Below are 23,172 nucleotides of genomic sequence, written 5' to 3' on the forward strand. Positions count from 1 at the left end.
CGATCTGATTGAATCAGATCGGCGCTCTACACTTTTTTCAACGCGCATCTCATCCGAAAACCGTTTCCCACTTTTCTGGATGCGCTCTCAGTGTTGTCACAAAAGCGCCCTGTAATCTTCACGCTCGGTTACATCTGTTTTTAATTTATGGTCAACCTTGTCACCTATTCGCCACTTCTTGCCATCATTGCATATTGATAGAATAGGGCGACTGCACCATGTAGTCCTCTGAAATAGAACGAGCGGGAGTGCTAAGGTGTCATTGCTCAAAATCTACTGGCGAGCCATGGAATATCTTGCGGCGGAGAAAGCTGCAACGATCACCATGTGTATTGCAAGCGTATTGGTTGCCCTTGTCATGCTGGCAGAACCGATCCTTTTCGGTCAGGTCATTCAGGCTATCTCCGATAAGGGCGATATTTTTACGCAGCTCGCCATGTGGGCCGCACTTGGTGCATTTAACATCATCGCAGCCGTGTTTGTGGCGCGCGGGGCTGACCGCCTCGCCCATCGCCGCCGTCTTGGTGTGATGATCGACTCCTATGAACGCATCATCACCATGCCTCTGTCATGGCATCAGAAGCGCGGCACATCAAATGCCTTGCACACGCTGATCCGTGCAACTGACTCCCTTTTCACGCTCTGGCTTGAATTTATGCGCCAGCACCTGACCACTGTCGTGGCTCTGGTAGCACTGGTTCCTGTCGCGATGACCATGGATATGCGCATGTCCATGGTGCTGATCGTGCTTGGTGTCATCTATGTGATGATCGGCCAGCTCGTCATGCGCAAGACCAAGGATGGCCAGGCAGCGGTTGAAAAGCATCATCACAAGCTGTTCGAGCATGTGAGCGATACAATCAGTAACGTTTCGGTTGTGCAGAGCTATAACCGCATTTCTTCGGAAACGAAATCGCTGCGCGAATATGCGAAGAACCTCGAAAACGTGCAGTTTCCAGTTCTTAACTGGTGGGCGCTTGCCAGCGGTTTGAACCGCATGGCTTCGACACTGTCGATGGTGATTGTGCTGCTGCTCGGTGCATATTTCGTGACCAAGGGTCAGATGCGCGTTGGTGACGTGATTGCCTTTATCGGCTTCGCACAGCTGATGATCGGTCGTCTTGACCAGATCAGCGCCTTCATCAACCAAACTGTAACAGCACGTGCCAAGCTTGAAGAATTCTTCGAGATGGAAGACGCGACTGCCGACCGTCAGGAACCACAGGGCGCGACTGATCTTGAAAACGTCAAGGGCGACATTGTTTTCGACAATGTTACCTTCGAATTTCCGAATTCGGGTCAGGGCGTCTATGACGTATCGTTTGAAGTAAAGCCCGGTCAGACAGTCGCTATCGTTGGTCCAACCGGTGCCGGCAAGACTACGCTGATCAATATTCTTCAGCGCGTGTTTGATCCTGCTGCTGGTCGCATTCTGATCGATGGTACCGATACGCGTACCGTTAGCCGTCGTTCGCTGCGTCATGCGATTGCGACTGTGTTTCAGGATGCTGGTCTATTCAACCGTTCGGTGGAAGAAAACATCCGCGTCGGTAATGAAAATGCTTCTGCTGATATGGTTCATGCCGCTGCCAAGGCTGCTGCTGCGCATGATTTCATTCTCGCCAAGGGCAATGGTTATGACACGGTCGTCGGCGAACGCGGCTCGCAGCTTTCGGGTGGCGAACGTCAGCGTCTGGCTATTGCCCGCGCTATCCTGAAGGATTCACCGATCCTCGTTCTTGACGAAGCGACCAGTGCGCTTGACGTTGAGACTGAAGAAAAGGTCAAGCAGGCTGTTGATGATCTGAGCCAGAACCGCACGACCTTTATTATTGCGCACCGTCTCTCGACTGTCCGCTCTGCCGATATTGTTCTGTTCATGGACAAGGGACATCTGGTCGAGCGCGGCAGTTTCGATGAACTGGCTGCGCGCGGTGGCCGCTTCTCTGATCTGCTTCGTGCCGGTGGCTTGCAGCTTGAAGACAAGTCAGCGAAAGCCGAGGAGGAAGAAGCTGAAGTGAGCAATGTCATGCAATTCCCGGTTAAGGGTTCGGTTGCCTGATAAAGTAAAAACATCAAAGAAAAAGGCCCTCAACGGGCCTTTTTTTATGTCATTGGAACTTCAAAGCTTAACCCGTCATAGCCGGGTTCGACGTGATCCGGCGTTTCTCGCATGACCGTGTCATAATCGAGCGGCACATGCATGTGCGTCAGGATTGCGCGTTTCGGACCGAAAAACTCAATCCATTCCAGTGCCTGTTCCAACGAGAAATGGCTTGGATGCTGGCGATATTGCAGCGCACCGATAATCAGCACATCGGCATGGCGGATATATTTCAGGCTCTCATCCGGGAATGCGCTGACATCCGTACAGTAAGCGACATTGCCAATACGAAAGCCTAGCGATTCTATATCGCCATGCACTTGGCGGAACGGTTCAAAGCGGATCGCCCCACCTGCTCCGGTAATTGAGAAAGGCGTTTTAGCCATAATGTCATGCATCGATAAGATCGGCGGATAGCTCGATCCCACCGGCGTCTCAAAACAATAGCCGAAGGCTTCAAACAGGCGGTTTCGTGTCAGCCGGTTGGCATAGACATCCATCAGCCGCCGGTTTTCAACGACATAGGTTCTGAGATCATCAATGCCATGAATATGGTCGGCATGTGGATGCGTATAGATGGCAGCATCGAGCGAAGCCACCTTGGCATCAATCATCTGGTCGCGAAAGTCCGGGCCAGTGTCGATAACAACGACCGTGCTTTGCCCCTCCGCATTGAAGCGTTCAACGAGTAAAGCAGCGCGCCGGCGCTTATTCTTTGGATTCAGAGGATCGCAATTACCCCAATCGCCATTGATACGCGGCACACCGGGAGACGAACCGCACCCGAGAATTGTGAAACGCAGACAATTGCGAGGCGATACCACGATAACTATTCCCCGGCAGGCTTTGGCATTTTGGAGAAAAGCCTGAAGACATTTTCGCTGGTAATGTCAGCGATTTCATCGCGGCTTACGCCAATGGTTTCAGCCAAAACGGATGCTGTGTGCTGCACGAAGGATGGTTCATTGCGGCTTCCGCGATGCGGCATCGGCGCGAGATAAGGTGCATCTGTCTCAACCAGCAGACGATCACGCGGAACGATCTGCGCTATTTCGCGAATATCGGCTGAGTTCTTGAAGGTCAGAATGCCGGAGAACGACACATAGCCGCCCAGCTCAACGCCTTTTTCAGCCAAAGCTTTGCCTGATGAGAAGCAATGCAGGATGAAAGGAAATGCACCCTTAGCCGTCTCAGCCTCCAGAATATCAGCCATATCCTGGTCCGCACTGCGCGCATGAATCACAAGCGGCAACTGTGTGCGGCGGGCAGCTTCGATATGCACGAGAAAGCCCTGACGCTGGGCTTCCTGAGGTGCATAATCATAATGATAATCAAGGCCCGCCTCGCCTATGGCGACGACTTTCGGGTGCTCTGCCAGCTTCACGAGATCGTCAGCTGTGACGTCAAGCTCTTCATGCGCATTGTTCGGATGAGTGCCAACCGAACAATAGACGCTTTCGTATTTCTCGGTGAGCGCGAGGATCGTATCGAACTTGCGCACACGCGTTGAAATCGTGACCATGCGTTTGATGCCAGCATCAAGCGCGCGTTGCACAATCGCATCGCGCTCCGGCTCGAAGTCCGCAAAATCGAGATGGCAGTGACTATCGACAAGCATATTCGGCTCAGTTCTGCTCTTCTGGTTCCACATAGCGCGGGAAAACCGGCTGTGGTGCTGGCAGTTCTGCGCCGCCGACAAGCGGATGCGCGCTTACGTCAGAGAACTGACGCTGATCTGCCGGGATTGCCAGAATATCGAGCAGCTTTTCTGCTGACTGCGGAATGAACGGCTGCACCATGATACCAACGCGGCGGATCACTTCTGCCGTAACATAAAGCACCGTGCCCATGCGTTCCAGATCGGTCTTGCGCAGCGCCCAAGGCTCCTGCCCTGCAAAGTAACGGTTTGCTTCGGCAACCACCGCAAAAATGCTGCCCAGTGCGATATGCAATGCCTGATCACCAACAGCCTTGCGCGCTGTTTCCAGCGCCGCATCAGCCTGATCGAGAATGGCCTTATCCGCCTCCGAGAACGCACCCGGAACCGGAATCTTGCCTTCGCAGTTCTTTGCAATCATCGACAGCGAACGCTGTGCGAGGTTGCCAAGATCATTGGCGAGATCAGCATTCGTGCGGTTGACGATCGCGTCGTGGCTGTAGCTGCCATCCTGACCAAATGGCACTTCGCGCATCAGGAAGTAGCGCAACTGATCAAGACCATAGCGCTCGACCAGTTCAAACGGATCGATGACGTTGCCGAGTGACTTCGACATTTTTTCACCGCGGTTGAACAGGAACCCATGTGCAAAGACGCGCTTTGGCAGCGGAATGCCTGCCGACATCAGGAATGCTGGCCAGTAAACTGCGTGGAAACGCGAGATATCCTTGCCGATGATATGTGCATCAGCAGGCCAGTAAGCCCATTTCTCGTCAGTCGTATCCGGATAGCCAAGCGCAGTAATATAGTTGGTCAGCGCATCGACCCAGACATACATGACGTGCTTTTCATCACCCGGAACCGGAATACCCCAGTCAAAAGTCGTTCGCGAAATCGACAAATCTTTCAGGCCGGACTTCACGAAGCTGACGATCTCGTTGCGACGCTCCGCTGGCATGATGAAGCCGGGATTGTTTTCATAAAGTTCAAGCAACCTGTCCTGATAATCCGACAGGCGGAAGAAATAGCTTTCTTCCTCAACCCATTCGACCGGCGTGCCCTGTGGACCGTAGCGAACATTGTCTGCTCGGACTTCGGTTTCTTCTTCACCGTAATAGGCTTCGTCGCGCACCGAATACCAGCCCGCATAACCGCCCTTATAAATGTCGCCACTGGCCGACATCGCCTGCCAGATTGCCTGACTGGCCTTGTAATGGCGCTCTTCCGAGGTGCGGATATAATCGTCGTGCGAGCTGTTCAGAAACTCGCCCATGCGCTGAAAAGCAGCTGTGTTGCGATCTGCGAGTTCGCGAGGCGTGATGCCTTCCTTGCGCGCGCTCTGCAACATCTTAATACCGTGTTCGTCCGAGCCAGTCAGGAAGTGAACATCCTTGCCATCCAGACGCTGAAAACGCGCCATAGCATCGGTCGCAATCAACTCATAAGCATGACCGATATGCGGCTTGCCATTCGGGTAAGCAATCGCAGTGGTGATATAGAATTTTTCGCGGCTCATCTAAAATCCGGCTTCTTCAAGTGTGATGTTCAAAAAACGTTAGCGGTGACATAACGCAGTTATAGCGGCATGTCACGTAAGCGGAGGCACGCCAGATCGAAAAGCGCGATGCGTTTTTTCCAAAAGGATCATAACGGCCTGCTTGCGGTCGAGATTATAGGTCTCAGCATTGGTAATTTCGCGGGTCAATTCGCTCCAGTAGCGTGACCACTGATCGGCTTCACGCGTTTGCCCCGAATCTGCATAGCGGCGCGCTTCATCAGCGATCAGGCTCATCAGGTAATCGCGAAACAGTTCATACTGGATCTCGGCCTCACGGCCATTGAGAACATTTGAAAGCGCCTGCGCTTTCGGTAGATCGAACGCCTGCCCCCCCAAGATCGCATCGACCGTGTCCGAAATTTCCAGACCACCATGCGCCACGAGCAGCAACGCTTTGCGAACACTGCCTTCTGATCGCGTGAGCAATGCTGGTGTGATATTGCCCGCATCAAGGCCAACGCTTGGCCCGATATGCGTCAAGGCATCAGTCAGAGGCTCATACGCCAGCGGCTTGAACTGGATGCTCTGGCAGCGCGACCGGATCGTCGGCAAAAGCCTGCCCGACGAATGCGAGATCAGAATAAACATTGCCCGCGCCGGTGGTTCTTCCAGTGTTTTAAGCAGCGCATTGGCCGCATTGCGGTTCATGTCATCTGCCGGATCTACAACGACAATACGCCATGCGCCATCAGATGCCGTGCGGGTCAAAAAATGAGTAACACGGCGAATTTCCTCAACGGGAATGCCTGTTTTGAACTTACCCGTCTTTTGGTCGAAAGGTCGGTTGATATGCAGCACCGCCGGATGCATACCGCCCGCGATCTGTCGCCAGAGCGGTTTGCTGAAATCAGGCGTTTCAATGATTTCAGGCGCAGATGAATGGTCACCATGCGCAAGCATGTGGCCTGCCAGATGGAATGCCAGTGTCGCCTTGCCGACGCCCTGCTCGCCCTCAAACAGAAGCGCATGATGCATGCGCCCTTCGCGATAGGCTTGTGCAAGAAACGAAGTAATTTCATCGTGACCAGTCAGATAATCGCTGGCAGATGGTTCAGCCACACCTTCGATTGAATCATGGGCTTTGGGGACGTCGAGTTCTTCGATCACAGAAGTCCCCTTTTCTTCAGAATTTCATCAGTAACGCCGATTATATCGGCAGAAATCGCATCTTGATCGCGGTCAGCATTGATTACTTTGCAACGATCAGGCTCGGCTTTGGCGATAGCGAGAAATGCCTGTCTGCGCGCTTCATGCACGGCAATCGCCTCTTTCTCGAAACGATCTGCCGCACCACTCCCACGCCGTTTATTGGCACGTGACAGACCATGTTCGGCAGGAATATCGAGAATAATTGTGAGATCAGGCATTGCGCCATCAATCGCAATGCGTTCAATCGCTGCCATGTAAGTGGCGTCAAGATTGCCGGTCACGCCCTGATAGGCGCGGCTCGAATCGATAAATCGGTCGCAAAGCACAATGCGGCTTTCAGCAAGCGCCGGACGGATCAGCTGATCAACATGATCGGCGCGGGCAGCAGCGAACAGCAATGCTTCCATCGCGGGGCCATAGCTCTCGGCGTTACCGCTTAGAATCACATGGCGAACAGCTTCGGCACCCGCAGAACCACCCGGTTCACGCGTTATCAGAGGATCTAGACCAAGAGTGCGCAGATGCTCTGCCAGCAAGGCAATCTGGGTCGATTTCCCCGCACCTTCCCCACCCTCGAATGTAATAAACAATCCGGTCACACTGACTTCCGCAAAATCGAGTTTCTCTCAAAACAAGTCTGATCTTGTTTAATGAGGTTTCACTGTCAGGTCGAGCGTTTAGAGATACTTACGCAGCCAACCAGTGGAAAGTTCGAGTGCTGCGCCCATTGCGCGCTGAGAAAGTGTGCCGACAGGCACCGCTTGCGCGGTGTAAACCGGTATTTGCTGAACCACATTGCCGTTCAGTTCAAATGCAATTGTCCCGATCTGCGTATCCGCTGTAATCGGCGCGTTGAGCGGCCCTTCATAAGAAACGCGTGCTTTAAGCTTATCACGGCCTTCTTTTGGCAGCAGTAATTCGACAGCATCTTTGACTTTGAGCGGAACGCTTGAAGCTGCACCGCCAAACACCTGTGCCGTGCTTACCTCTTCATTAGCCGCATAAAGATTGACGGCATCAAAAGACGTCATGCCCCATTGAATAAGCTTTTTGGCTTCCTCTTCGCGTTCTTTGATGCTGGTGAGACCACTCATCGCAAGAAAAAGCCTTCGGCCATTCTGCTCCGCAGAGCCAACAAGCGCATAACCAGATGCTTCAGTATAGCCAGTGCCCATGCCGTCCGCGCCAATGTCGAGCCGCAGCAGCGGGTTTCGGTTACGCTGGAAAATCTTGTTCCAAGTGAAAGCGTCCTGCGCATAATACCGATAAGGCTCTGGATGCGCGCTGTGGATGTGCCGTGCAAGCTTTATAAGGTCAGACAAGGTCACAGTCTGGCCATCTGCTGGCAATCCAGTGGCATTCACGAAACGGGAGCTGGTCAGCCCCAGTTCTTTAGCACGAGCATTCATTTTCTCTGCAAATGCAGGTTCGCTGCCGGAAAGTCCTTCAGCCAGAATAATGGCACCGTCATTTGCAGCCTGCACGATCATGCCTTGCAGAAGATCAGCGACAGTTGGCGTCGACTTCAAGGCCGCAAACATTGTTGATGTGCCAGAAGGCGCGCCACCCGTGCGCCATGCGTATTCCGTTACCGGATAGGTCGCCTCAAGCGTTGTTTCGCCTTTTTGAAGCGCCTCGAAAACCACCTCTGCCGTCATCAGCTTAGCAAGTGACGCAGGCGGAATTTTCAGGTCTGGATTCTTAGAAAGGAGAACCGTGCCGCTTTTATCGTCGAGTAACAGAACTTGTGGGGCTTTGGTTGCAAATGTCGTTTCAACAGGCTGCGCATAGCCCGAATAAGACAAGGCAAGAGCGACAGTCGTCGCCATTGCAAACTTTATGCCGATCGAAGAGCGCCCCATGATACACCTGTCATGCTTTGACAAGCTCGCGTCGCAGCTTTTGCTCGTTTCAGTCAGCACGAACGACAAAGGCGTCGGCCGCTCCAGCCTTCCAAGCAGCGCGAAGCAGATCGTCATTGTTGCCTTTTTGCGAGAAGGCCGTCAGCTCATACATATCGCCATTTTCCGTCGGCGTTTTCATGCGTGTAACGCGTGCGGAACGCGGCAGCGATTTTTCAAGCTTTATGACGTCTTCAAGCGAGCCAAACATGCCCAACTCAACATATTCGCGCTGCTCTTCCGAATTTCTGCGCTTCCAAGCATCAGAAACAGCGCTAGCCGTCAGAATGCTGCCATATGTCTTTTCTTCCGCGTATGCAGAAACGGTCATACGGTCAGACGCATAGCCCAAAGTTCCAAGCTGCGATGCATTGGCGACACCAAAACCAATGGCTGGTTTTGGTGATGGGATTGGAACACTGGCCGGTAACACAGGCGCTTCGCCGTCACCATATGCAGGATTTACTTCAAACGGTGATGATTGCGGAACTGGCATAGCGGCGATACCAGCAGGCGTCGGCGTTGGCGCATTCATCGCCATCATAACGCCTGTTGCAGGTTGTCCAATCGGATCAGCATCACCCGAACGGTATGAGGCTAGCAGATAAGCATCATCCTGCCCATCCAGCGGTGCACGACCTACGTACTCGACCTTCACATCAGCCGTGCCGTGATGCTGATAATCCAGCATTTCGGCAGCCTTCTGCGACAGATCAATCACGCGATCCCGCTCAAACGGTCCGCGGTCGTTCACGCGCACAATAACGGAACTGCCATTATACATATTGGTAACGCGTGCGTAACTTGGAAGCGGCATCGTCGGATGTGCCGCCGTCAAATGCGTCATATCGTAAATCTCGCCATTGGCGGTCAAACGGCCATGAAATGCACTGCCATACCAGGAGGCGCGACCCCGCGAAGCATAGTTCTTGTTTTCTTTCGGATAATACCAGCGGCCTTTGACTTGATAAGGCTTACCAGTCTGATCACGACCACCACCACGCGGCAAAGGTTTTCCCTGCACATTCGTCACGCGCGGGCTGGCTTTGACACCATATTTGGATTCCGCAAAATATTCTTTGGGGTGTTTTTTCTTCGATGACTTCGGCTGCGGAGCGCTTGCACAGCCTGCCAAAGCGAGAGCTAACGCCACGAATGTCAACATTGCAGTCGATCCGCGTTTTTCACGCTTAATCGCTAGCCTTACGCTTCCATCGCGGTTTTGCCACCCGTTCGAACTCATACGCCACACACCCGCAACTCTTTACACAACCCGAGAGGTCAAAAATATCTTTGAGCAAATAGTGATGTCATTGAATTATTGACGGATCATTAAAGAATTTGCAAATCGGGCACTTGAGTCGATGAAGGTTAACAAAATTTCATCACATCTATCAGGGAACCAAAACGCCTCTACCACGTTGTTTTTCCAACACGAAGGAGAGAAAAAATGTTCCGTGCACTTATCCTATGGCTTCTCGGCGTACCTTTTATTGCAGTGCTGTTTATCTGGTACTTTTTCTTCTGATTAAGGAACAATCAAGGAGTTCAGCCGTTACTTATACGGCTCTTATGACCTCCGAGCCAATCACCTAACGTCATGATTTAGGCCCGTTCTTGTTAGAGCGGGCCATTTTTTATGCGGGCCTGAATGCATTGATCGCTTTGCGATGCAGCTTGAAATGCGCAGGCGTCCACGTTGAAAGCTCGCCATCTGTATTCACAGGACGCGGCTTTTTGGTGCGTATAATCACTTCAGTCGTTGGAAACGCACGTACATCATCCCATTTCGATTGCGTGCCCTGGCGTAAGCTTGGCAACAGGCGCAAAAGCTTCCACCAGTGATCAACTTCCAGACTGTAGAAATCCAGTTTACCATCATCAATGGTCGCATCTTTTTCGACAGCCATTCCGCCACCGTAAAACTTGCCATTTCCAACCGATACCTGAAGCGTTTTTATCTGCTCAGTTATTCCGTCATGTTCGAGATAGGCCGTAAAAAGCTCCGAACGCGCCAAAATTCTGGCAGCTGCAATCGCATAGCCTAGCTTGCCCCACTTTTTCTTAGCATCGGCACTGAGTTTCTGGGCCAATTCAGCACTAAAACCAATGCTTGCCACATTGAAATAAAGGTGACCATTCACCTCCCCCAGATCGATGGGGAGTTGCTGATAGGTAAGCAATTGCCGCGTCGCTTCTGTTGGATCCGCCGGAATGCCAATTGTGCGCGCAAAGTCATTTGCGGTTCCGAGCGGCAGGATGGCCAATGGCAACTTCGTTTCCATAAGCCCCTGGGCTGCTGCATTCAGTGTGCCGTCGCCGCCGCCAACGATGACCAAATCAACATCACTATTGCTGCGTATGACATCGGAGATCGACTCGTCTCCCTTGGCCGTTTTTTCTACAAGAGATATGCCACCGCGCTCGAGTGTCGCGCGCATGCCTGCATTAAACCCTTTACCATTCCGGGCTTTCGGATTGACGATTAGCAGTGCTCGGCGCTGTGGGGCTATGGCCATCAATTATCCATTGGCTATTCAAGTTTATCCAATATCGGAAATGGCGATCGATTTTACGATATCAATGGGACTCGTGATGAACTCTTCTTACGGTTTTTAATGATTGAACAGCGTTGAGCGGCGGGAAGAAAAGCCTGCGTCCGATTTCACTATCTTATCGCACGATCGTGATGATACCTTTGCAAGGCAACAGGCGGGCTCTATTTTTCCGCCCGTTTAACTTTATTGAATATTCTATTTGATGGAGATCAGTATGGTTCGTCTGGCAATCATATTTGGCACTGTTTCACTATTTGTTGTTGCAAGCGCTGCCGAGGCTGCACTGGCCCCAAATTATCAACGCGCAAAAGAACTCAATGCCGTTATTGAAGCAGCCGCCCAAGCTGTGCCTCAATACCCAATAGACAAGGTAATCTATCAAAACGACGACAAGTACCAGGTGATTGCTGGTCCCTGCTCTCTTAGAGCAACAATCGTCTCAAAGCCGATGAAAAACGGAATGGTTGGTCCACGTCAGTTTGATGTGAAACTCGGACAAACACGTTGCCGCTGACATTCAGCGGCATTTTTCATTAGCAAATGCTTGCATTTATGGCTGTTTTTGGCTTCATGGATTTATTGACTTTAAATCTCATGTTTGGAGAAACTCGTGGCAGAAAACAGCTCGCTCAATAAATACCAGCCTTACGCAATCGGCATTCTTCGTATCGTGACTGCGCTTCTCTATTTTGAGCATGGCACACAGAAAGCTTTCAGCTTTCCGATTGCTGGCCCTGATAGTCTCTCAGCGTTACAGCTTGCCTCGGCCTTACTGGAAATCATTGGCGGCGCGCTCATTTTCTTTGGCTGGTTTACAAGACCCGTTGCCTTCATCCTATCGGGCCACATGGCATTCGCCTATTTCATGGCGCACGCCCCAAAAAGCTTCTTCCCAGTCGCAAACGGCGGCGATGCATCCATTCTGTTCTGCTTTGTATTCCTCACCCTCGTAGCAACAGGAGCCGGTGCGTTTTCTGTCGACAATCGTAACCGTTGATCGAAATCATTTCCTTTCATTGATCGACCTGACAATTTCAGATCACATACAGTTTTCTTGTATGTGATCTGAACAATGCGGATGATCATATAATGAAAATACTCTTGATCGCCCTCGCCATATTGGCATTCCTTGTGTTCGGCTGCTTTGTGCAGACACATTTTGGCTCGTGGCAATAAGGTATCTGGCGATGCCACTCCTTGATTAGACGTTTTGCAGCCTTACCTACAGGCTGTAACAATCAAAGGAGTTCTACATGCGCACCATGATCGCCGCCATTCTTCTTACGGCAACATCCGCATCAGCTTTTGCAGCCGCTCCCGAAGGCGCAAAACTCTCTGAAATTATTTCCAAGATCGAGCAGCAAGCGGATGTTCAATATATCGATGAAGTCGATTGGAATGATCGCGGCTATTATGAAATCGAATATTTCATGAAAAATGGCGCAAAGGTTGAGATTAAGATTGATCCAAAGACCGGCGAAACTGTTCGCTAAACGAATCTCTGAAGGGAGCGGCGCTCATATTTGAGCTGCCGCTTTCTATTTATAATTCTTATATTGCCCTAGTTTTCCCTTTTCACGAGCAAAAAAACATATGTTTATCCACAAGGGCGGGCTTAAATTCAAATTATCTCATTTTTTTATGGTCTTACGCATAGAAACGATTGACGCTGGCTGCGTTCCCGCATACATGAGCATCGTTCCCAAGCGAAAGCATCGGAACAATGCGCGGGTGTAGCTCAGTTGGTTAGAGTGCCGGCCTGTCACGCCGGAGGTCGCGGGTTCGAGCCCCGTCACTCGCGCCATTCCTTTCAAAGGAATGATTAGTAAAAAGACATCGTGATCTTTAGTGACAATCACGATATTGGGCTGAAAATCGTCCGGAACTTTTCCAAAAAAAACTATAAGTAGTAATTTTCTAACGTAATTACGTGAACGTTTGCTGTGAGAAATCGACAAAACGCCTTTTAAACAATACGCTAAATGCGAAAGTCTTTCTTATCGAGAGATCAAGGCATTTTGATTTTTGACTTGCCTAACCGAGTCTCCCCCTCTTTCATTCAATACAGAAAAGCCACGCAGAACTATTCTGTCAGCCCCCCCCCCCCAAAAAAAAGCTATGTGAAAGCTTAAAAAGGCAGGATTCTCCTGCCTTTTCGATTTTGTAGGAGCTTAGCGGTAAACTATGCCGCCATCGGTCAAAATAGCCTGACCTGTGATGTAGTCTGAATCTGGGCTGGACAAGAAAGATACCAGCGAAGCAACGTCTTCAGGCGTTTGAGCGCGACCAAGCGCAATGCCTTCGACGTATTTCTTGTATGTCTCACCTTTTGGTGCACCCGTGATTTCCGAGAATCGCTCGTCGATCTCAACCCACATATCCGTGCCGACAATACCAGGGCAGTATGCATTAACGGTGATGCCAGCGCTTGCATATTCTTTGGCAGCAGCTTGCGTCAGCGCACGCACGGCGAATTTCGTCGCAGAATAAACACCGAGCATCGCAAAGCCATCATGGCCAGCAATAGAGGACGCATTAATGATTTTACCCTTGTGTCCGCGCGCTTTGAACTTGGCTGCGGCTGCCTGAATGCCCCACAAAACACCCTCAATGTTGATCTTAAGGATGCGATCAACCTCTTCTGGTTTCACATCAGAAATTGGCTGCACCTGCGCAATGCCAGCATTGTTGACGATAACATCAAAACCGCCGAGTTCTTTTTCCGCATGATCAATTGCAGCATAGACATCATCACGCTTGCTGACGTCAGCGGAGAAGGTTGAAGCCTTGCGGCCGAGCGCCTCAACTTCCTTTTTCACGGCTTCAAGCTTGTCCGCCTTCAGATCGACCAGTGCAATATCAAAACCATCTTTTGCAAGACGCAAAGCAATACCGCGACCAATACCCTGTGCTGCGCCCGTGACTAAGGCGACCTTAGCTGTGTTTGACATGATGTCTCCTTTTCTGCTTTTAGACTGACAAAAGTTTGAGGAACTAACGGCTGAAAATGTTGCATCCGCAGATGACATGCTCAAGACTGTAATCTCTCGAAATAGAGGCTCATTGATCACAATCAAGTGCGTGCTAAATTATTGATGCGCCATGCAGAAACTGTTTCTTATTTGCATGCAAGTGTATATAGTAGATCAAAATACTCAACTTTTAAAAGTTATCATGGCGGCCGATATGAGCAAGCAAATATCATCAAATAAAATTAATTCGCGTCGGCGCTTTTTTTCAATTTCTGCACTTTTTCTCGCGGCAGGATTAATGCCAGCAATGCTTCATGCTGAAGAGCGACAATCGTTACGCGTCGCACTCGCGACCAGTGTTTCTAATCAGGCTGCTGAAGTTGCGGCTACAGAAGCCAAAGAGCACGGGCTAGATGTCGAGTTAATCGAATTTAGCGATTGGAATACGCCCAACACAGCAGTCGCGGACAAAACTGCCGACGCGAATCTCTTCCAGCACATTCCTTATTTGAATTATACAAATGCCAATACCGGGAATGGGCTTGTGCCGGTTGCGCCTGCATTCAGTACGCCTTTTGCTCTCTACTCGAAGAAATATTCGAAGCTGGAAGATATTCCAGACAATGCGCAGATCGCGTTTTCAGGCGATGTTATCAACACCGCACGCTCATTATTGCTTTTGCAGCAAGCTGGCTTTCTTGAATTGAAGCCAGGCATCGGCCAACGTGCCAGCCTTGAAGATGTTGTGACATGGAAAAAGCCGCTGAAAATCGTACAGCTTGATGGACCGCAAATTGCGCGTTCACTAGATGACGTCGATGCTGCTGCCACCTACCCTACATTTGCCAAGCTTGCAGGATTGGATGCGTCATCCGGTCTGACTTTCGAGAACGAGCCAATTTATGCATTTCAGTTTGTTACTCGTCCTGAATTGCGAGACGATGCACGGTTGAAAAAATTCATCGAAATTTACCAGAACTCTCCAGCTGTTAAAGCGAAGCTGCGGGAGCTGTATGGGGATATGGTTTCTTTTCCGCGATGATGGGATGAGGAATTTCTACGTCTATTTTACCAAATTGCTGTCTGTTGTTTAAATAGGGCATTGAAGCTGGGACGTGGTTCAGCTAGAAACGCCTCAATTGAGGCATTTGTGCCTCCCGGCGATGCACCCGTAGCTCAGCTGGATAGAGTGCTGCCCTCCGAAGGCAGAGGTCACTGGTTCGAATCCAGTCGGGTGCGCCAACGATTTCAATCACTTACAAGCGTTTCAGGCAGTGACCAAAGGTTCAAATGAACCTAAACATGCCTTTTCAACATGGTGAATAGATGTTTACTCGTTCTAGAATCACATGGGTTGACTAACAAACTAAATTAGAACATAACAGGAACATTGGCAGGCGGTAATCAAACTATGGAGAACGCCATGAATGCAGTTTTAAATAACTACGACGCCGAAATTGACCTGGTATTGGCTTATCATAAAGGCGATGTGCGAGCTTCCATCGAAGCGCTTTTGAAAGACCGAGACTTCCTTGCGCGTGAGATTGAGCTGTCTCAGATTGCACTCGCCCACAATCAGCGTACCAACTCTTTTAAGAGGGCTGCGTGATGAAAACTTTCCAAGTCGCCCTTCCTGAAGCATACGCACTAAAATGCGCTCGACGTGAAGTTCATAGAGATGCCGGCCGCCTTGGTGCTCGCCTTCCTCATCGCATGGCGCGCAAATCTGGAATCGACTTTTGCGTGTTCAGTTTTCCATCCGAAAGGCGCATGAGCGTTTTCATGAGTCGGCATGGCGGCAAACCTTTTGGTGATGGCGTTTGGGAACGAACCGTCGTTCGGTAGACCACATGGCAAGGCCACCTTCGCATGAAAAAATTGACATCTTTACACGGATTGCCGACCTCGAGCCATGGGCCGTTCTTTGCGGCCTCTGCACAAGGTGCGGACACGTTAGCAATGTGAACACAAAACAAGCCGTACGAAAGATCGGTAAGAACGAGCCTTTGCGTCCACACCAATGGAAACTCAGGTGTGGCTCCTGCACAGCGAAGGGGCAAAGCAAATTTGTTGTTTATCGCGAACCCAGATAACTGAAGCCAATTTGAGACGCATTGGAACCTTACAAGGCCTTTTAAGTTAGTCTCAGAGCCAATGTAAGGAAAACTGATGTTCAAAAAATCTTGGATACTCGCTTTAAGTTTTGCTGTCGCTGCGACTTCATTTACGCCGGCAGTCGCCTCCCCGGTCAGACAGACCTCTGATTTGAGTTTGAGTGAATCTCAAATCCAGCAAGTTCAGCATAGACGATACAGAGACGACAGACGTGGAAACTGGAAACGTTCTCATCGTGACGGTTGGCATAATGGACATCGTGGCTATCGTGAACATCGCAGAGGTTATAAGCGACACTCCGACGGTTGGTGGTATCCTTTAGCGGCATTTGGAGCCGGCGCAGTTCTTGGCGGCGCGTTAAATAACCAACGTCCTGCGGCACGAGGGTATAGCAATCGTCATTATCAGTGGTGCTCTTCGCGTTATCGCACCTACCGCGCTTCTGACAATACTTACGTTCCAAGTGCGGGACGCCGTGCAATCTGCAACTCGCCATACAATTAAGTCGAATAGTGCCTCACGTAAAAATCGTGAGGCACTTTTTAATGCATAGCATTTGACCTGAACCTAGAAGTAGCGCCCTATTCTCTTCTTAGCAGGAGGATCGCATGTGCAATCTTTATAATCTCACCACATCACACGAGGCCATGCGCCGATTGTTTCCAAAATTCGGAGACGTGACAAACCGTGTTGATCCTCAATTGGACGTATACCCAGATTATCCGGCTCCTGTTTTGCGCAATCTCACTGACGGCGAACATGAACTTGCACACCTTCGATGGGGGATGCCGACACCACCTATATATGTAAAGGGCGAAGCAGATACAGGCGTCACGAACATTCGCAACCTCACCTCTCCTCACTGGCGGCGCTGGCAAGGCGTTGAAAGCCGGTGCGTCGTACCCGCCACGTCATTCTCTGAATACGGTCAAACGCCGGATCCAAAAACAAAGCGTAAGCCGCTGCACTGGTTCGCTCTCAGCGAAGATAAGCCGCTATTCGCTTTCACTGGCATCTGGACGACATGGAAAGGTGTGCGAAAGAAAAAAGAAGGGCCGGTTGAAGTCGATATATTCGGCTTTCTGACCACTGAGCCTAACGCAGTCGTTAAGCCAGTTCACCCCAAGGCTATGCCCGTCATTCTTCGCACGACAGAGGAAATAGAAATCTGGCTTCGCGCTCCATGGGATGAGGCAAAGGAAATGCAGAAGCCATTAGGGGATGACGAGTTGATCGATTTGACACCGAGCAATGACAATGAGGGACAGGCCAGTTTGTTTTGAGGAGAGGATCTGCGCGTAAGATAATTCGATGGAACTGAACGGAGACTGAGACCGTTGTCCAAAGCAACACAAGTCGAAAGTCACCCCAATGCCAAATAAGCGAGGCTTTATTGAATCTGCAAATAAGGCGATAATACCAAAGAAAACTAAGCTTAGCCCTTCTAACCGGGCCATTGCCGAAGGGTTTAAGCGGCAGATTGCTAAAACCACTGTGAATGATCGTGACGCAATGTTTGAAAATTTGTTGGATAGACTCAATGATGTAGAGACTGAAGCTAATAAAGCCGATGAAAACTAGAGCTATAAATATTCGAGAATATCCCGCTTATAATTCGTGAACGAACTGCCCTGTCATTTTTAATCATATCGGATATTGTTAACCCTTTATTAAGGGAGGTTGCAATGCCCACAATACATAATAGCATTGATGTTTTTAGCTCTATCGAAATTAATTTCATGCGTAAATGCGTCGAAGTTTCGACTGACCGTTTAGTGGTAAATAAGAAAAGTTACGATTCAGACCACTTGCTTTCGACTGTTTTCAGTCTTTACAGAAATGGGATCAGGGACCAAAAGTACCTAATTTCGTTGGCTATGCAGATTGTCAGCGCTGAGAAAAGTGCTCCTCGAACTAGTCGTATGTTGCATCCGGCTAATAACAATTAACGGTTCAGTACAATGAGCAAGCCGCCCCGAAGGGCGGCTTTTAAATTAGGCGACGAGGATATTATCGATCTGCGCATGGAGACTGGTAACGCAGCCGCTATTGGCGATCACGATGTCGGGGTCGAAGTCTAGCTTCTCAGACGAATGGCTGCTGTTTATGCCACCACGCCCTTCCAACCTCACTACAATTCCACCGACTGACCTTACCGCATCGGCCTCGTTTGCAAACCTACAGTCGTCAGTGACTGCGGTAGCCCCAGCGACGCGCTCGCGCCAGATGTTAATCCAGAAATCCTCACCCATGCACTTGCGGCCCCATTCTGTGCCAAGCGTTTGCATTGCGTGGCGCGGAGTCTGACCGGATGCATCGGTAACCTCTTTGAGGTCACCCTCAATCTGTCGCTGACTGTATCCGATAGCGCGCAGCATATCCTTCAACGGATCTGCGAATTTAACCAGCTTGTAGCCACGCCCGATCACGTACTTAGCAGCGGTCGATTTCCCACTGCCAGCCTTGCCAGTAAATGCAATCACCTTTGGCCAGTTGTCGTTTGCAGGCGTATAGCGTTCCAGCGGGCCGAACGTCTCTAGCGCGAGGTCGGGATTGCCTCGGAAGTATGAATTGGCTGCATCTTCAATGGTGTAATTCATAATCCCCATCACAAATCCTCCGGCGGCGCGGGCGGCAGCATCCAATGAGTTGGTACTGGTGGCATTCCACCGTCAAAGCGCTTGTCGAACCAGCCTTTTTCACCCACTGGCGTGCCATTCAACCAATGATGGTGAGTGAATGCGCAATCGGTCATGCGGCCAAAATTCGTCCACAGATCGACTTTAGTCCCATCTAAGGGCGCAGATTCCATTCGCTGCCAGCTACTCACACTTCCTCCCTCACCTTACGCTTTGGCTCTTCGAATCTCTCTGTCAGAGGCCCGCCAGCAAGCAATCCGCGCAACGCTGACAGCTTATCTTCCACAAGCGGCCGGAATCGCCTCGCTGCAAAAGGCGGGTTTTCATAACCAAACTGCGGGCAAGTTCCGCGATCAACGCCTTTGAGACGAACGCCGATGTACGAGCCGTGAATATAATGCTCGAAAGGTCCGATCCACTCGATCTCGTAAATCTCGCCTTCCTTCACTTCAAGATACTGCTCAAAGCCGACAGCGCTATCGATGCAGACCACTTTCTGGCCAACGTGGAATTGGTTCATGGGGCCTCCCCGAGCATTTCGAGCGCTTTTGTATATCGAGCGCGCCTGTCGGCATCGTCGTTGGATGCGCGAAGATTGTCTCGTAGATCCGCAATTTTTACCGGCCGTGCGATAGGGTTAGAACAAGCACGCTTCACATAGACAAAGTAATCCTCGTCATCTCGACGTGTAATTGCATTCAAGGCCAGCACGATGTCGTCGTCGAAACCAAATGAGTAAACGTCGTTCAGCGACGTGTCTGTGTCCTCAATCATGTCGTGCATAACGCCGACAATCTGCGTTTCTGCCGTGGTCTGAGCCAGCATCACCCGAATGGGGTGCAAAATGTATGGCTCGCCGTTCTTATCAACTTGGCCCATGTGAGCCGCAGATGCCACGGCGATCGCTGTTTCAATGTTGCTCATGTGCTTCTCCTGCTGGCCATGGTTTCTTTTCTAGCCACCGATACTCAACTGCCACATCGTGCAGTCCGGCTCGATCGATGCCCATCTTCATTCCGCCGCTGATACCACGATCAGAGTAAACAACGCATTTCGTTGCCACGCGATACCAAGCAAGGCCTGCCTCAATCCCTAAAGTGCGTTCGTCAGGCTGCATATCGTCCAGCACTTGCGTGTGCAGCAAATGGCTGGCAATCGGTGCCTCGCCTCGCCGCGGGCTGTCTAAAAGGCACGCGCGTGCGTATGCGGTATTGGCCTCCACATCTCCGCTGTAAGGCGTTTCGATGATGACGAGGTCGGCAAACGGCTTCACAGGCGCGAGATTTATTACCCACCCTGTGTCTTTCCAGACGCCATCCTCATCTCTAGTGCTTAGCGCGATGCCGTTCTTATTGAATGTTATCCGCGTAGCTCGCTCTGCTATGGGCCGCCCTTCAACAGCCGCGCGTGCGGCTTTGTCTTCGGGCACCTCAATCCAGTCGTCGCCCTGTCGATTAACGCCGTATAATTGGTGCAATTCCATATTCTCTCCTCGTGTTGAGGTGAAACGCCGCTTGGTGGGCGGCAGATGATCTTGTGTGAATGCTGTTCGCCGGCCTACACTGAGAAACAAACAGGGAGGCCTATATGCAAATATTAGATGCCAAGTACGTTGGGAACTCAGCATCCATCACTGTGCAGTTCTCCGGAGAGAAGGTGGTCGTGGAGTATGGTCCGATAGCACCGCCGTTGGGCGGCGGTCGCATCAATTCCCCATTCATCGATAATGTAGATCTGGCCATCAAAGAAATTTTGGCACAAACCAATCAACTTGAGACTGAAATTCGAGCGGCCGTTGCAGACTATCTAGCGTCCCAAAAGGGATGACGGTTAAGCGGCCCTCCTCTCACTCACTGAATTGTCGTTCGCAGCCGCGTATTTCCCCGCGACCATCTCTGGCCGGAGAATATCGCGACCGACTTCACCGAACTGCTTGCTATAGGTTATCCGTTTAGCTGATCGACCTGACAGCCAGCCGCCCCCAGCGGCATAGGCATCTGGCGCAGCGAGCGTTTCATGCTGCTCGACATACATCAGCGTGCCTTTTCTGGCGTCATCGCTGTGTCTGTGTCCGATATGCACGTAGGCTTGTTGCGAGCGGCCAAACATGCTGCGGAACATTCCGGCAATCGTGCCCTCGATATTTGCGACACCACGCTTATGCCCATGATGATAGGCAAGCATCGTGCTACCCCACTCGAAGGCGTAATAGAGGCTGGGTGAATTATCGACGGTGATGCGAGGCTCGTTCTCGTACATAACGGCGAGCATTTCGCGCAGCCATGCTGATGAGGCTGGGTCGTGGTTGCCCGAAGCCATAACAACATGAACGCGCTCATGCTTCTGCAACAGCATGTCAATAATGCGGCGGATCGTGCGGATCACAATGCGAATGACTTTCTGAAGTCTGCTATCCGCATCCAGAACATGCTTGTGGGCAGGTGTGACGCTTTCAAGCGCATCGTGGTGCATCAGGTCGCCGAGCTGCGCCAGAATGGCCGTGTGAGCGTCGGGGGCCTGCGCCACGGCAGCAGAGAACCAATCGAGCAATAGCTGCTCGGCAATCCGCAGATCGTAATCGCTGCCAGTCTCTTCGTGCCACGACATCATGCCGAAATGGTTGTCAGTGATCGTGAACTGATTAAGCAAATCCGCGCGACAGCCCTGTGGCGCCGGCATGATAGATACGCGGGGCAGGTCTTCTTTAAGCGCTTCAACCATTGCTGTGATTGCTGCACGCTGTTGGTCGGCGTCCGCACGCTCCATGATGTGCTGAGTGACGATGCGGCCTTCGCTGTTAACGAGCGTCGTCTTGCCTTTAACCGCCAGACCAGCAGTGGCTTCATAAACAGGGCCAGCCTCTTTCGTCTGGCGCATGTATGTGCCGTTAGGCGTCTCGGTCAGGCTTTTGATTGCATAGCCGGGTAGTGTTTCCTTCGGACCCATCAGGCCCAGTTCAGCCGCGCGCTTAATGCTGTCGTGAAATGCAGACTTCTTGACGCCGCAAGCTACAGCAGCCTTCGTTATCGTGCCGTGCTGCTGATACGCAGCAACACGACGGGCTAGTTCTTGTTTTGAAAGCATTTAGTGTCCTCGAAGCCCATAGATCGAAGGGCCTTTGATTTCTATCGTTGAAACCGGACCGCCTGCCTTGCTGTCGTCGAACACGCCGATCACGAGACGGCCGGTATACCAAGCGAAGGTGTCGAGGTCGGTGCGTCCTGCAAACAGCAACGGGCCATCCTCAAACTGATGATGGCCATGAACAACGTGCCGCTCGCTGTGTCCGCCTGCATACCCATCCGGATACAGCATCCATTGCATGGTCTGCGGCGTCTGCTCATCAAGCGGGATTGCCTCGTCAACACCAGCATGAACGAATACGCGATGCTCATCGACGTGGATGAGAGGCAAGGATTTGAGCCAGTCGATGTGCGCCTGTGGAACAAGCGTGAGCGCATCGGAGATAGATCCGCCGTCCTTTGCTCCATACGACAGAAGCGTCGCACCGCCACCGTTCGGCATCCAATATGAAACTGCAAGTCCAGTAGCGAGAAGGCAAGTCAACATGATTTCTTCGTGATTGCCCTGCAAGCATACCCACTTCCAGCGCTGTGGATCATCCGGGCCCTTCATCAGCCGTTCAATGATCTGCGCGCTTTGTGGCCCACGGTCAACGTAATCGCCTGTAAAGACAATGGTGCCGCCGGAGTGGCTGCTTTGCTCGATGCGCTCGATTGCTGCCAACAACAAGTCATAGCGTCCATGAAGGTCAGCTACTGCAAAAGTCTTGCTCATGCGGCACCTCTGGCCTTGGCTAGGGCGGCACGGCACAGTGTCAAAAGATGCCTATTATCACGTAAATATTTTTCAGCGCTGACTTCATTCAATGCATATTCCAAAGCTTCATAAAGCTCTGGAGCTGCGGCTGCGAGGCAAGCGTTTGCATTCTGAATGGCAATTGCTTCATCTTCCTTAAGGCCAAGCCCACCATGGCCAGTCCCGGTCAAATAACCCCAGCCACGCACATCAAATAGCTTTGTATATCCGCCTGTCTTGGCGTTATCCTTCACGCCGACATCATAATGGTTGTATCCTACGGCCCACGGCCCCGGTGTAAAAATTGGCGCACCCGCGCGCTGTGCCTGTTCAGACATACAGTCTCCTCGTGTTGGATGGTTTGCTGGTTGGTGGCCCACAATTTGTCATTGTGGTGGAAGTGAAAGGTGCGTCAATAGATTTGCGCCAAAATAGTGCCAGAAACTCCCTAGTTCGCGGACTGAAAAAGCATGTCGGCTGGCTGACCGTTTTAAAGGTTCTGGTGTTATAATTATCAAAATAATTCTCAAAAAAATATCTGTAAAAACGATATCAAGAGTTTCGATTTTAAGTACAAAAATAAAAATAATTTGACAAAAATAATAAAACTGTTTATGAATTATTAATCGATATTTTCTTGATGAGTTTTGCTTATTGCACTTTTAGCACCGTGCGCTGATCGAACCCCCTTTTTAAAATT

Annotated in this window: 27 protein-coding genes and 2 tRNA genes; 12 read left to right on the top strand and 17 right to left on the bottom strand. The window is 51.0% G+C overall.

Annotated features, from left to right (window positions below):
• Positions 1-256 precede the first annotated feature (256 nt).
• Positions 257-2,062 (top strand): glucan ABC transporter ATP-binding protein/ permease, encoded by a 1,806-nt coding sequence (locus J2782_RS03375; protein ID WP_310010135.1) that lies wholly within the window; start codon positions 257-259, stop codon positions 2,060-2,062.
• 44 nt (positions 2,063-2,106) lie between these two features.
• On the opposite strand, the gene J2782_RS03380 is transcribed toward J2782_RS03375, so the two are convergent.
• The 8 genes from J2782_RS03380 to J2782_RS03415 form a co-directional block, all read right to left on the bottom strand.
• A complete protein-coding gene (locus J2782_RS03380; RefSeq protein ID WP_310010136.1) occupies positions 2,107-2,928 on the bottom strand; it encodes an MBL fold metallo-hydrolase in 822 nt (273 codons plus the stop codon).
• A gap of 5 nt (positions 2,929-2,933) precedes the next feature.
• Positions 2,934-3,722, bottom strand: coding sequence for a TatD family hydrolase (locus J2782_RS03385; protein WP_310010137.1), 789 nt, complete (start codon positions 3,720-3,722; stop codon positions 2,934-2,936).
• A 7-nt stretch (positions 3,723-3,729) separates the two neighbouring features.
• Positions 3,730-5,277 (bottom strand): methionine--tRNA ligase, encoded by a 1,548-nt coding sequence (metG, locus tag J2782_RS03390; protein WP_310010138.1) that lies wholly within the window; start codon positions 5,275-5,277, stop codon positions 3,730-3,732.
• 72 nt (positions 5,278-5,349) lie between these two features.
• Positions 5,350-6,426 (bottom strand): DNA polymerase III subunit delta', encoded by a 1,077-nt coding sequence (locus tag J2782_RS03395; RefSeq protein WP_310010139.1) that lies wholly within the window; start codon positions 6,424-6,426, stop codon positions 5,350-5,352.
• Positions 6,423-7,067 carry a dTMP kinase gene (gene tmk, locus J2782_RS03400; RefSeq protein WP_310010140.1) on the bottom strand — a complete coding sequence of 215 codons (645 nt, stop codon included), beginning with the start codon at positions 7,065-7,067 and terminating at the stop codon, positions 6,423-6,425. The genes J2782_RS03395 and tmk overlap by 4 nt, the downstream gene beginning before the upstream one ends.
• Before the next feature lie 78 nt (positions 7,068-7,145).
• Complete coding sequence (locus J2782_RS03405; RefSeq protein ID WP_310011053.1) at positions 7,146-8,297, bottom strand: D-alanyl-D-alanine carboxypeptidase family protein; 1,152 nt, start codon at positions 8,295-8,297, stop codon at positions 7,146-7,148.
• Positions 8,298-8,379: 82 nt separating this feature from the next.
• On the bottom strand, positions 8,380-9,612 hold the full coding sequence (locus J2782_RS03410) for a septal ring lytic transglycosylase RlpA family protein (RefSeq protein ID WP_310010141.1): 1,233 nt from the start codon (positions 9,610-9,612) through the stop codon (positions 8,380-8,382).
• 394 nt (positions 9,613-10,006) lie between these two features.
• The gene (locus J2782_RS03415; protein WP_310010143.1) at positions 10,007-10,888 is read right to left on the bottom strand and encodes a lipid kinase; all 882 of its coding nucleotides are present in this window, start codon (positions 10,886-10,888) and stop codon (positions 10,007-10,009) included.
• Between the two features lie 253 nt (positions 10,889-11,141).
• On the opposite strand from J2782_RS03415, the gene J2782_RS03420 reads away from it, so the two are divergent.
• The 4 genes from J2782_RS03420 (at position 11,142) to J2782_RS03435 (ending at position 12,731) form a co-directional block, all read left to right on the top strand.
• A complete protein-coding gene (locus J2782_RS03420) occupies positions 11,142-11,441 on the top strand; it encodes a hypothetical protein (RefSeq protein WP_310010147.1) in 300 nt (99 codons plus the stop codon).
• 96 nt (positions 11,442-11,537) lie between these two features.
• Positions 11,538-11,924, top strand: coding sequence for a DoxX family protein (locus tag J2782_RS03425; RefSeq protein ID WP_310010149.1), 387 nt, complete (start codon positions 11,538-11,540; stop codon positions 11,922-11,924).
• 256 nt (positions 11,925-12,180) lie between these two features.
• Positions 12,181-12,420, top strand: coding sequence for a PepSY domain-containing protein (locus J2782_RS03430; RefSeq protein WP_310010152.1), 240 nt, complete (start codon positions 12,181-12,183; stop codon positions 12,418-12,420).
• Positions 12,421-12,654: 234 nt separating this feature from the next.
• Positions 12,655-12,731: transfer RNA gene (locus J2782_RS03435), tRNA-Asp, on the top strand.
• A gap of 367 nt (positions 12,732-13,098) precedes the next feature.
• On the opposite strand, the gene J2782_RS03440 is transcribed toward J2782_RS03435, so the two are convergent.
• On the bottom strand, positions 13,099-13,878 hold the full coding sequence (locus tag J2782_RS03440) for an acetoin reductase (RefSeq protein ID WP_310010154.1): 780 nt from the start codon (positions 13,876-13,878) through the stop codon (positions 13,099-13,101).
• A gap of 151 nt (positions 13,879-14,029) precedes the next feature.
• Between J2782_RS03440 and J2782_RS03445 the strand changes: the two genes are divergently transcribed.
• The 6 genes from J2782_RS03445 to J2782_RS03470 all read left to right on the top strand — a co-directional run bounded on the left by J2782_RS03445 (position 14,030) and on the right by J2782_RS03470 (position 17,595).
• Complete coding sequence (locus J2782_RS03445; RefSeq protein ID WP_310010155.1) at positions 14,030-14,941, top strand: MetQ/NlpA family ABC transporter substrate-binding protein; 912 nt, start codon at positions 14,030-14,032, stop codon at positions 14,939-14,941.
• Between the two features lie 123 nt (positions 14,942-15,064).
• Positions 15,065-15,141 (top strand) — tRNA-Arg (locus J2782_RS03450).
• A 181-nt stretch (positions 15,142-15,322) separates the two neighbouring features.
• Positions 15,323-15,508 carry a hypothetical protein gene (locus J2782_RS03455; RefSeq protein ID WP_310010157.1) on the top strand — a complete coding sequence of 62 codons (186 nt, stop codon included), beginning with the start codon at positions 15,323-15,325 and terminating at the stop codon, positions 15,506-15,508.
• Positions 15,509-16,068: 560 nt separating this feature from the next.
• Positions 16,069-16,518 carry a BA14K family protein gene (locus J2782_RS03460; protein ID WP_310010159.1) on the top strand — a complete coding sequence of 150 codons (450 nt, stop codon included), beginning with the start codon at positions 16,069-16,071 and terminating at the stop codon, positions 16,516-16,518.
• A 104-nt stretch (positions 16,519-16,622) separates the two neighbouring features.
• Entirely contained in the window at positions 16,623-17,297 is a 675-nt protein-coding gene (locus tag J2782_RS03465; RefSeq protein WP_310010160.1) for an SOS response-associated peptidase, read from the top strand.
• An 88-nt stretch (positions 17,298-17,385) separates the two neighbouring features.
• On the top strand, positions 17,386-17,595 hold the full coding sequence (locus J2782_RS03470) for a hypothetical protein (RefSeq protein WP_310010161.1): 210 nt from the start codon (positions 17,386-17,388) through the stop codon (positions 17,593-17,595).
• 413 nt (positions 17,596-18,008) lie between these two features.
• Here J2782_RS03470 and J2782_RS03475 read toward each other — a convergent pair whose 3' ends face one another.
• The 5 genes from J2782_RS03475 to J2782_RS03495 are packed head-to-tail and all read right to left on the bottom strand — an operon-like array spanning position 18,009 to position 20,136.
• Positions 18,009-18,623: a nucleoside/nucleotide kinase family protein gene (locus J2782_RS03475; RefSeq protein ID WP_310010163.1), complete on the bottom strand. Its 615-nt coding sequence runs from the start codon at positions 18,621-18,623 to the stop codon at positions 18,009-18,011.
• Entirely contained in the window at positions 18,623-18,844 is a 222-nt protein-coding gene (locus J2782_RS03480) for a hypothetical protein (protein WP_310010165.1), read from the bottom strand. Before J2782_RS03480 ends, J2782_RS03475 begins: the two co-directional genes overlap by 1 nt.
• The gene (locus J2782_RS03485) at positions 18,841-19,173 is read right to left on the bottom strand and encodes a hypothetical protein (protein WP_310010167.1); all 333 of its coding nucleotides are present in this window, start codon (positions 19,171-19,173) and stop codon (positions 18,841-18,843) included. Before J2782_RS03485 ends, J2782_RS03480 begins: the two co-directional genes overlap by 4 nt.
• Positions 19,170-19,577 carry a GTP pyrophosphokinase gene (locus J2782_RS03490; protein WP_310010169.1) on the bottom strand — a complete coding sequence of 136 codons (408 nt, stop codon included), beginning with the start codon at positions 19,575-19,577 and terminating at the stop codon, positions 19,170-19,172. Before J2782_RS03490 ends, J2782_RS03485 begins: the two co-directional genes overlap by 4 nt.
• The gene (locus J2782_RS03495; RefSeq protein ID WP_310010170.1) at positions 19,564-20,136 is read right to left on the bottom strand and encodes a DUF7768 domain-containing protein; all 573 of its coding nucleotides are present in this window, start codon (positions 20,134-20,136) and stop codon (positions 19,564-19,566) included. Before J2782_RS03495 ends, J2782_RS03490 begins: the two co-directional genes overlap by 14 nt.
• Positions 20,137-20,240: 104 nt before the next feature.
• On the opposite strand from J2782_RS03495, the gene J2782_RS03500 reads away from it, so the two are divergent.
• A complete protein-coding gene (locus J2782_RS03500; RefSeq protein ID WP_310010172.1) occupies positions 20,241-20,480 on the top strand; it encodes a hypothetical protein in 240 nt (79 codons plus the stop codon).
• Between the two features lie 3 nt (positions 20,481-20,483).
• Here J2782_RS03500 and J2782_RS03505 read toward each other — a convergent pair whose 3' ends face one another.
• Genes J2782_RS03505 through J2782_RS03515 form a run of 3 tightly spaced genes read right to left on the bottom strand, consistent with a single transcriptional unit; the run spans position 20,484 to position 22,810 of the window.
• Entirely contained in the window at positions 20,484-21,737 is a 1,254-nt protein-coding gene (locus J2782_RS03505) for an oxidoreductase (RefSeq protein ID WP_310010174.1), read from the bottom strand.
• The gene (locus tag J2782_RS03510) at positions 21,738-22,451 is read right to left on the bottom strand and encodes a metallophosphoesterase (RefSeq protein ID WP_310010176.1); all 714 of its coding nucleotides are present in this window, start codon (positions 22,449-22,451) and stop codon (positions 21,738-21,740) included.
• Positions 22,448-22,810: a hypothetical protein gene (locus tag J2782_RS03515; protein ID WP_310010177.1), complete on the bottom strand. Its 363-nt coding sequence runs from the start codon at positions 22,808-22,810 to the stop codon at positions 22,448-22,450. The genes J2782_RS03510 and J2782_RS03515 overlap by 4 nt, the downstream gene beginning before the upstream one ends.
• Positions 22,811-23,172 lie beyond the last annotated feature (362 nt).

It is taken from the genome of Brucella pseudogrignonensis (genome assembly GCF_031454375.1).
Lineage (GTDB): Bacteria > Pseudomonadota > Alphaproteobacteria > Rhizobiales > Rhizobiaceae > Brucella > Brucella pseudogrignonensis_A.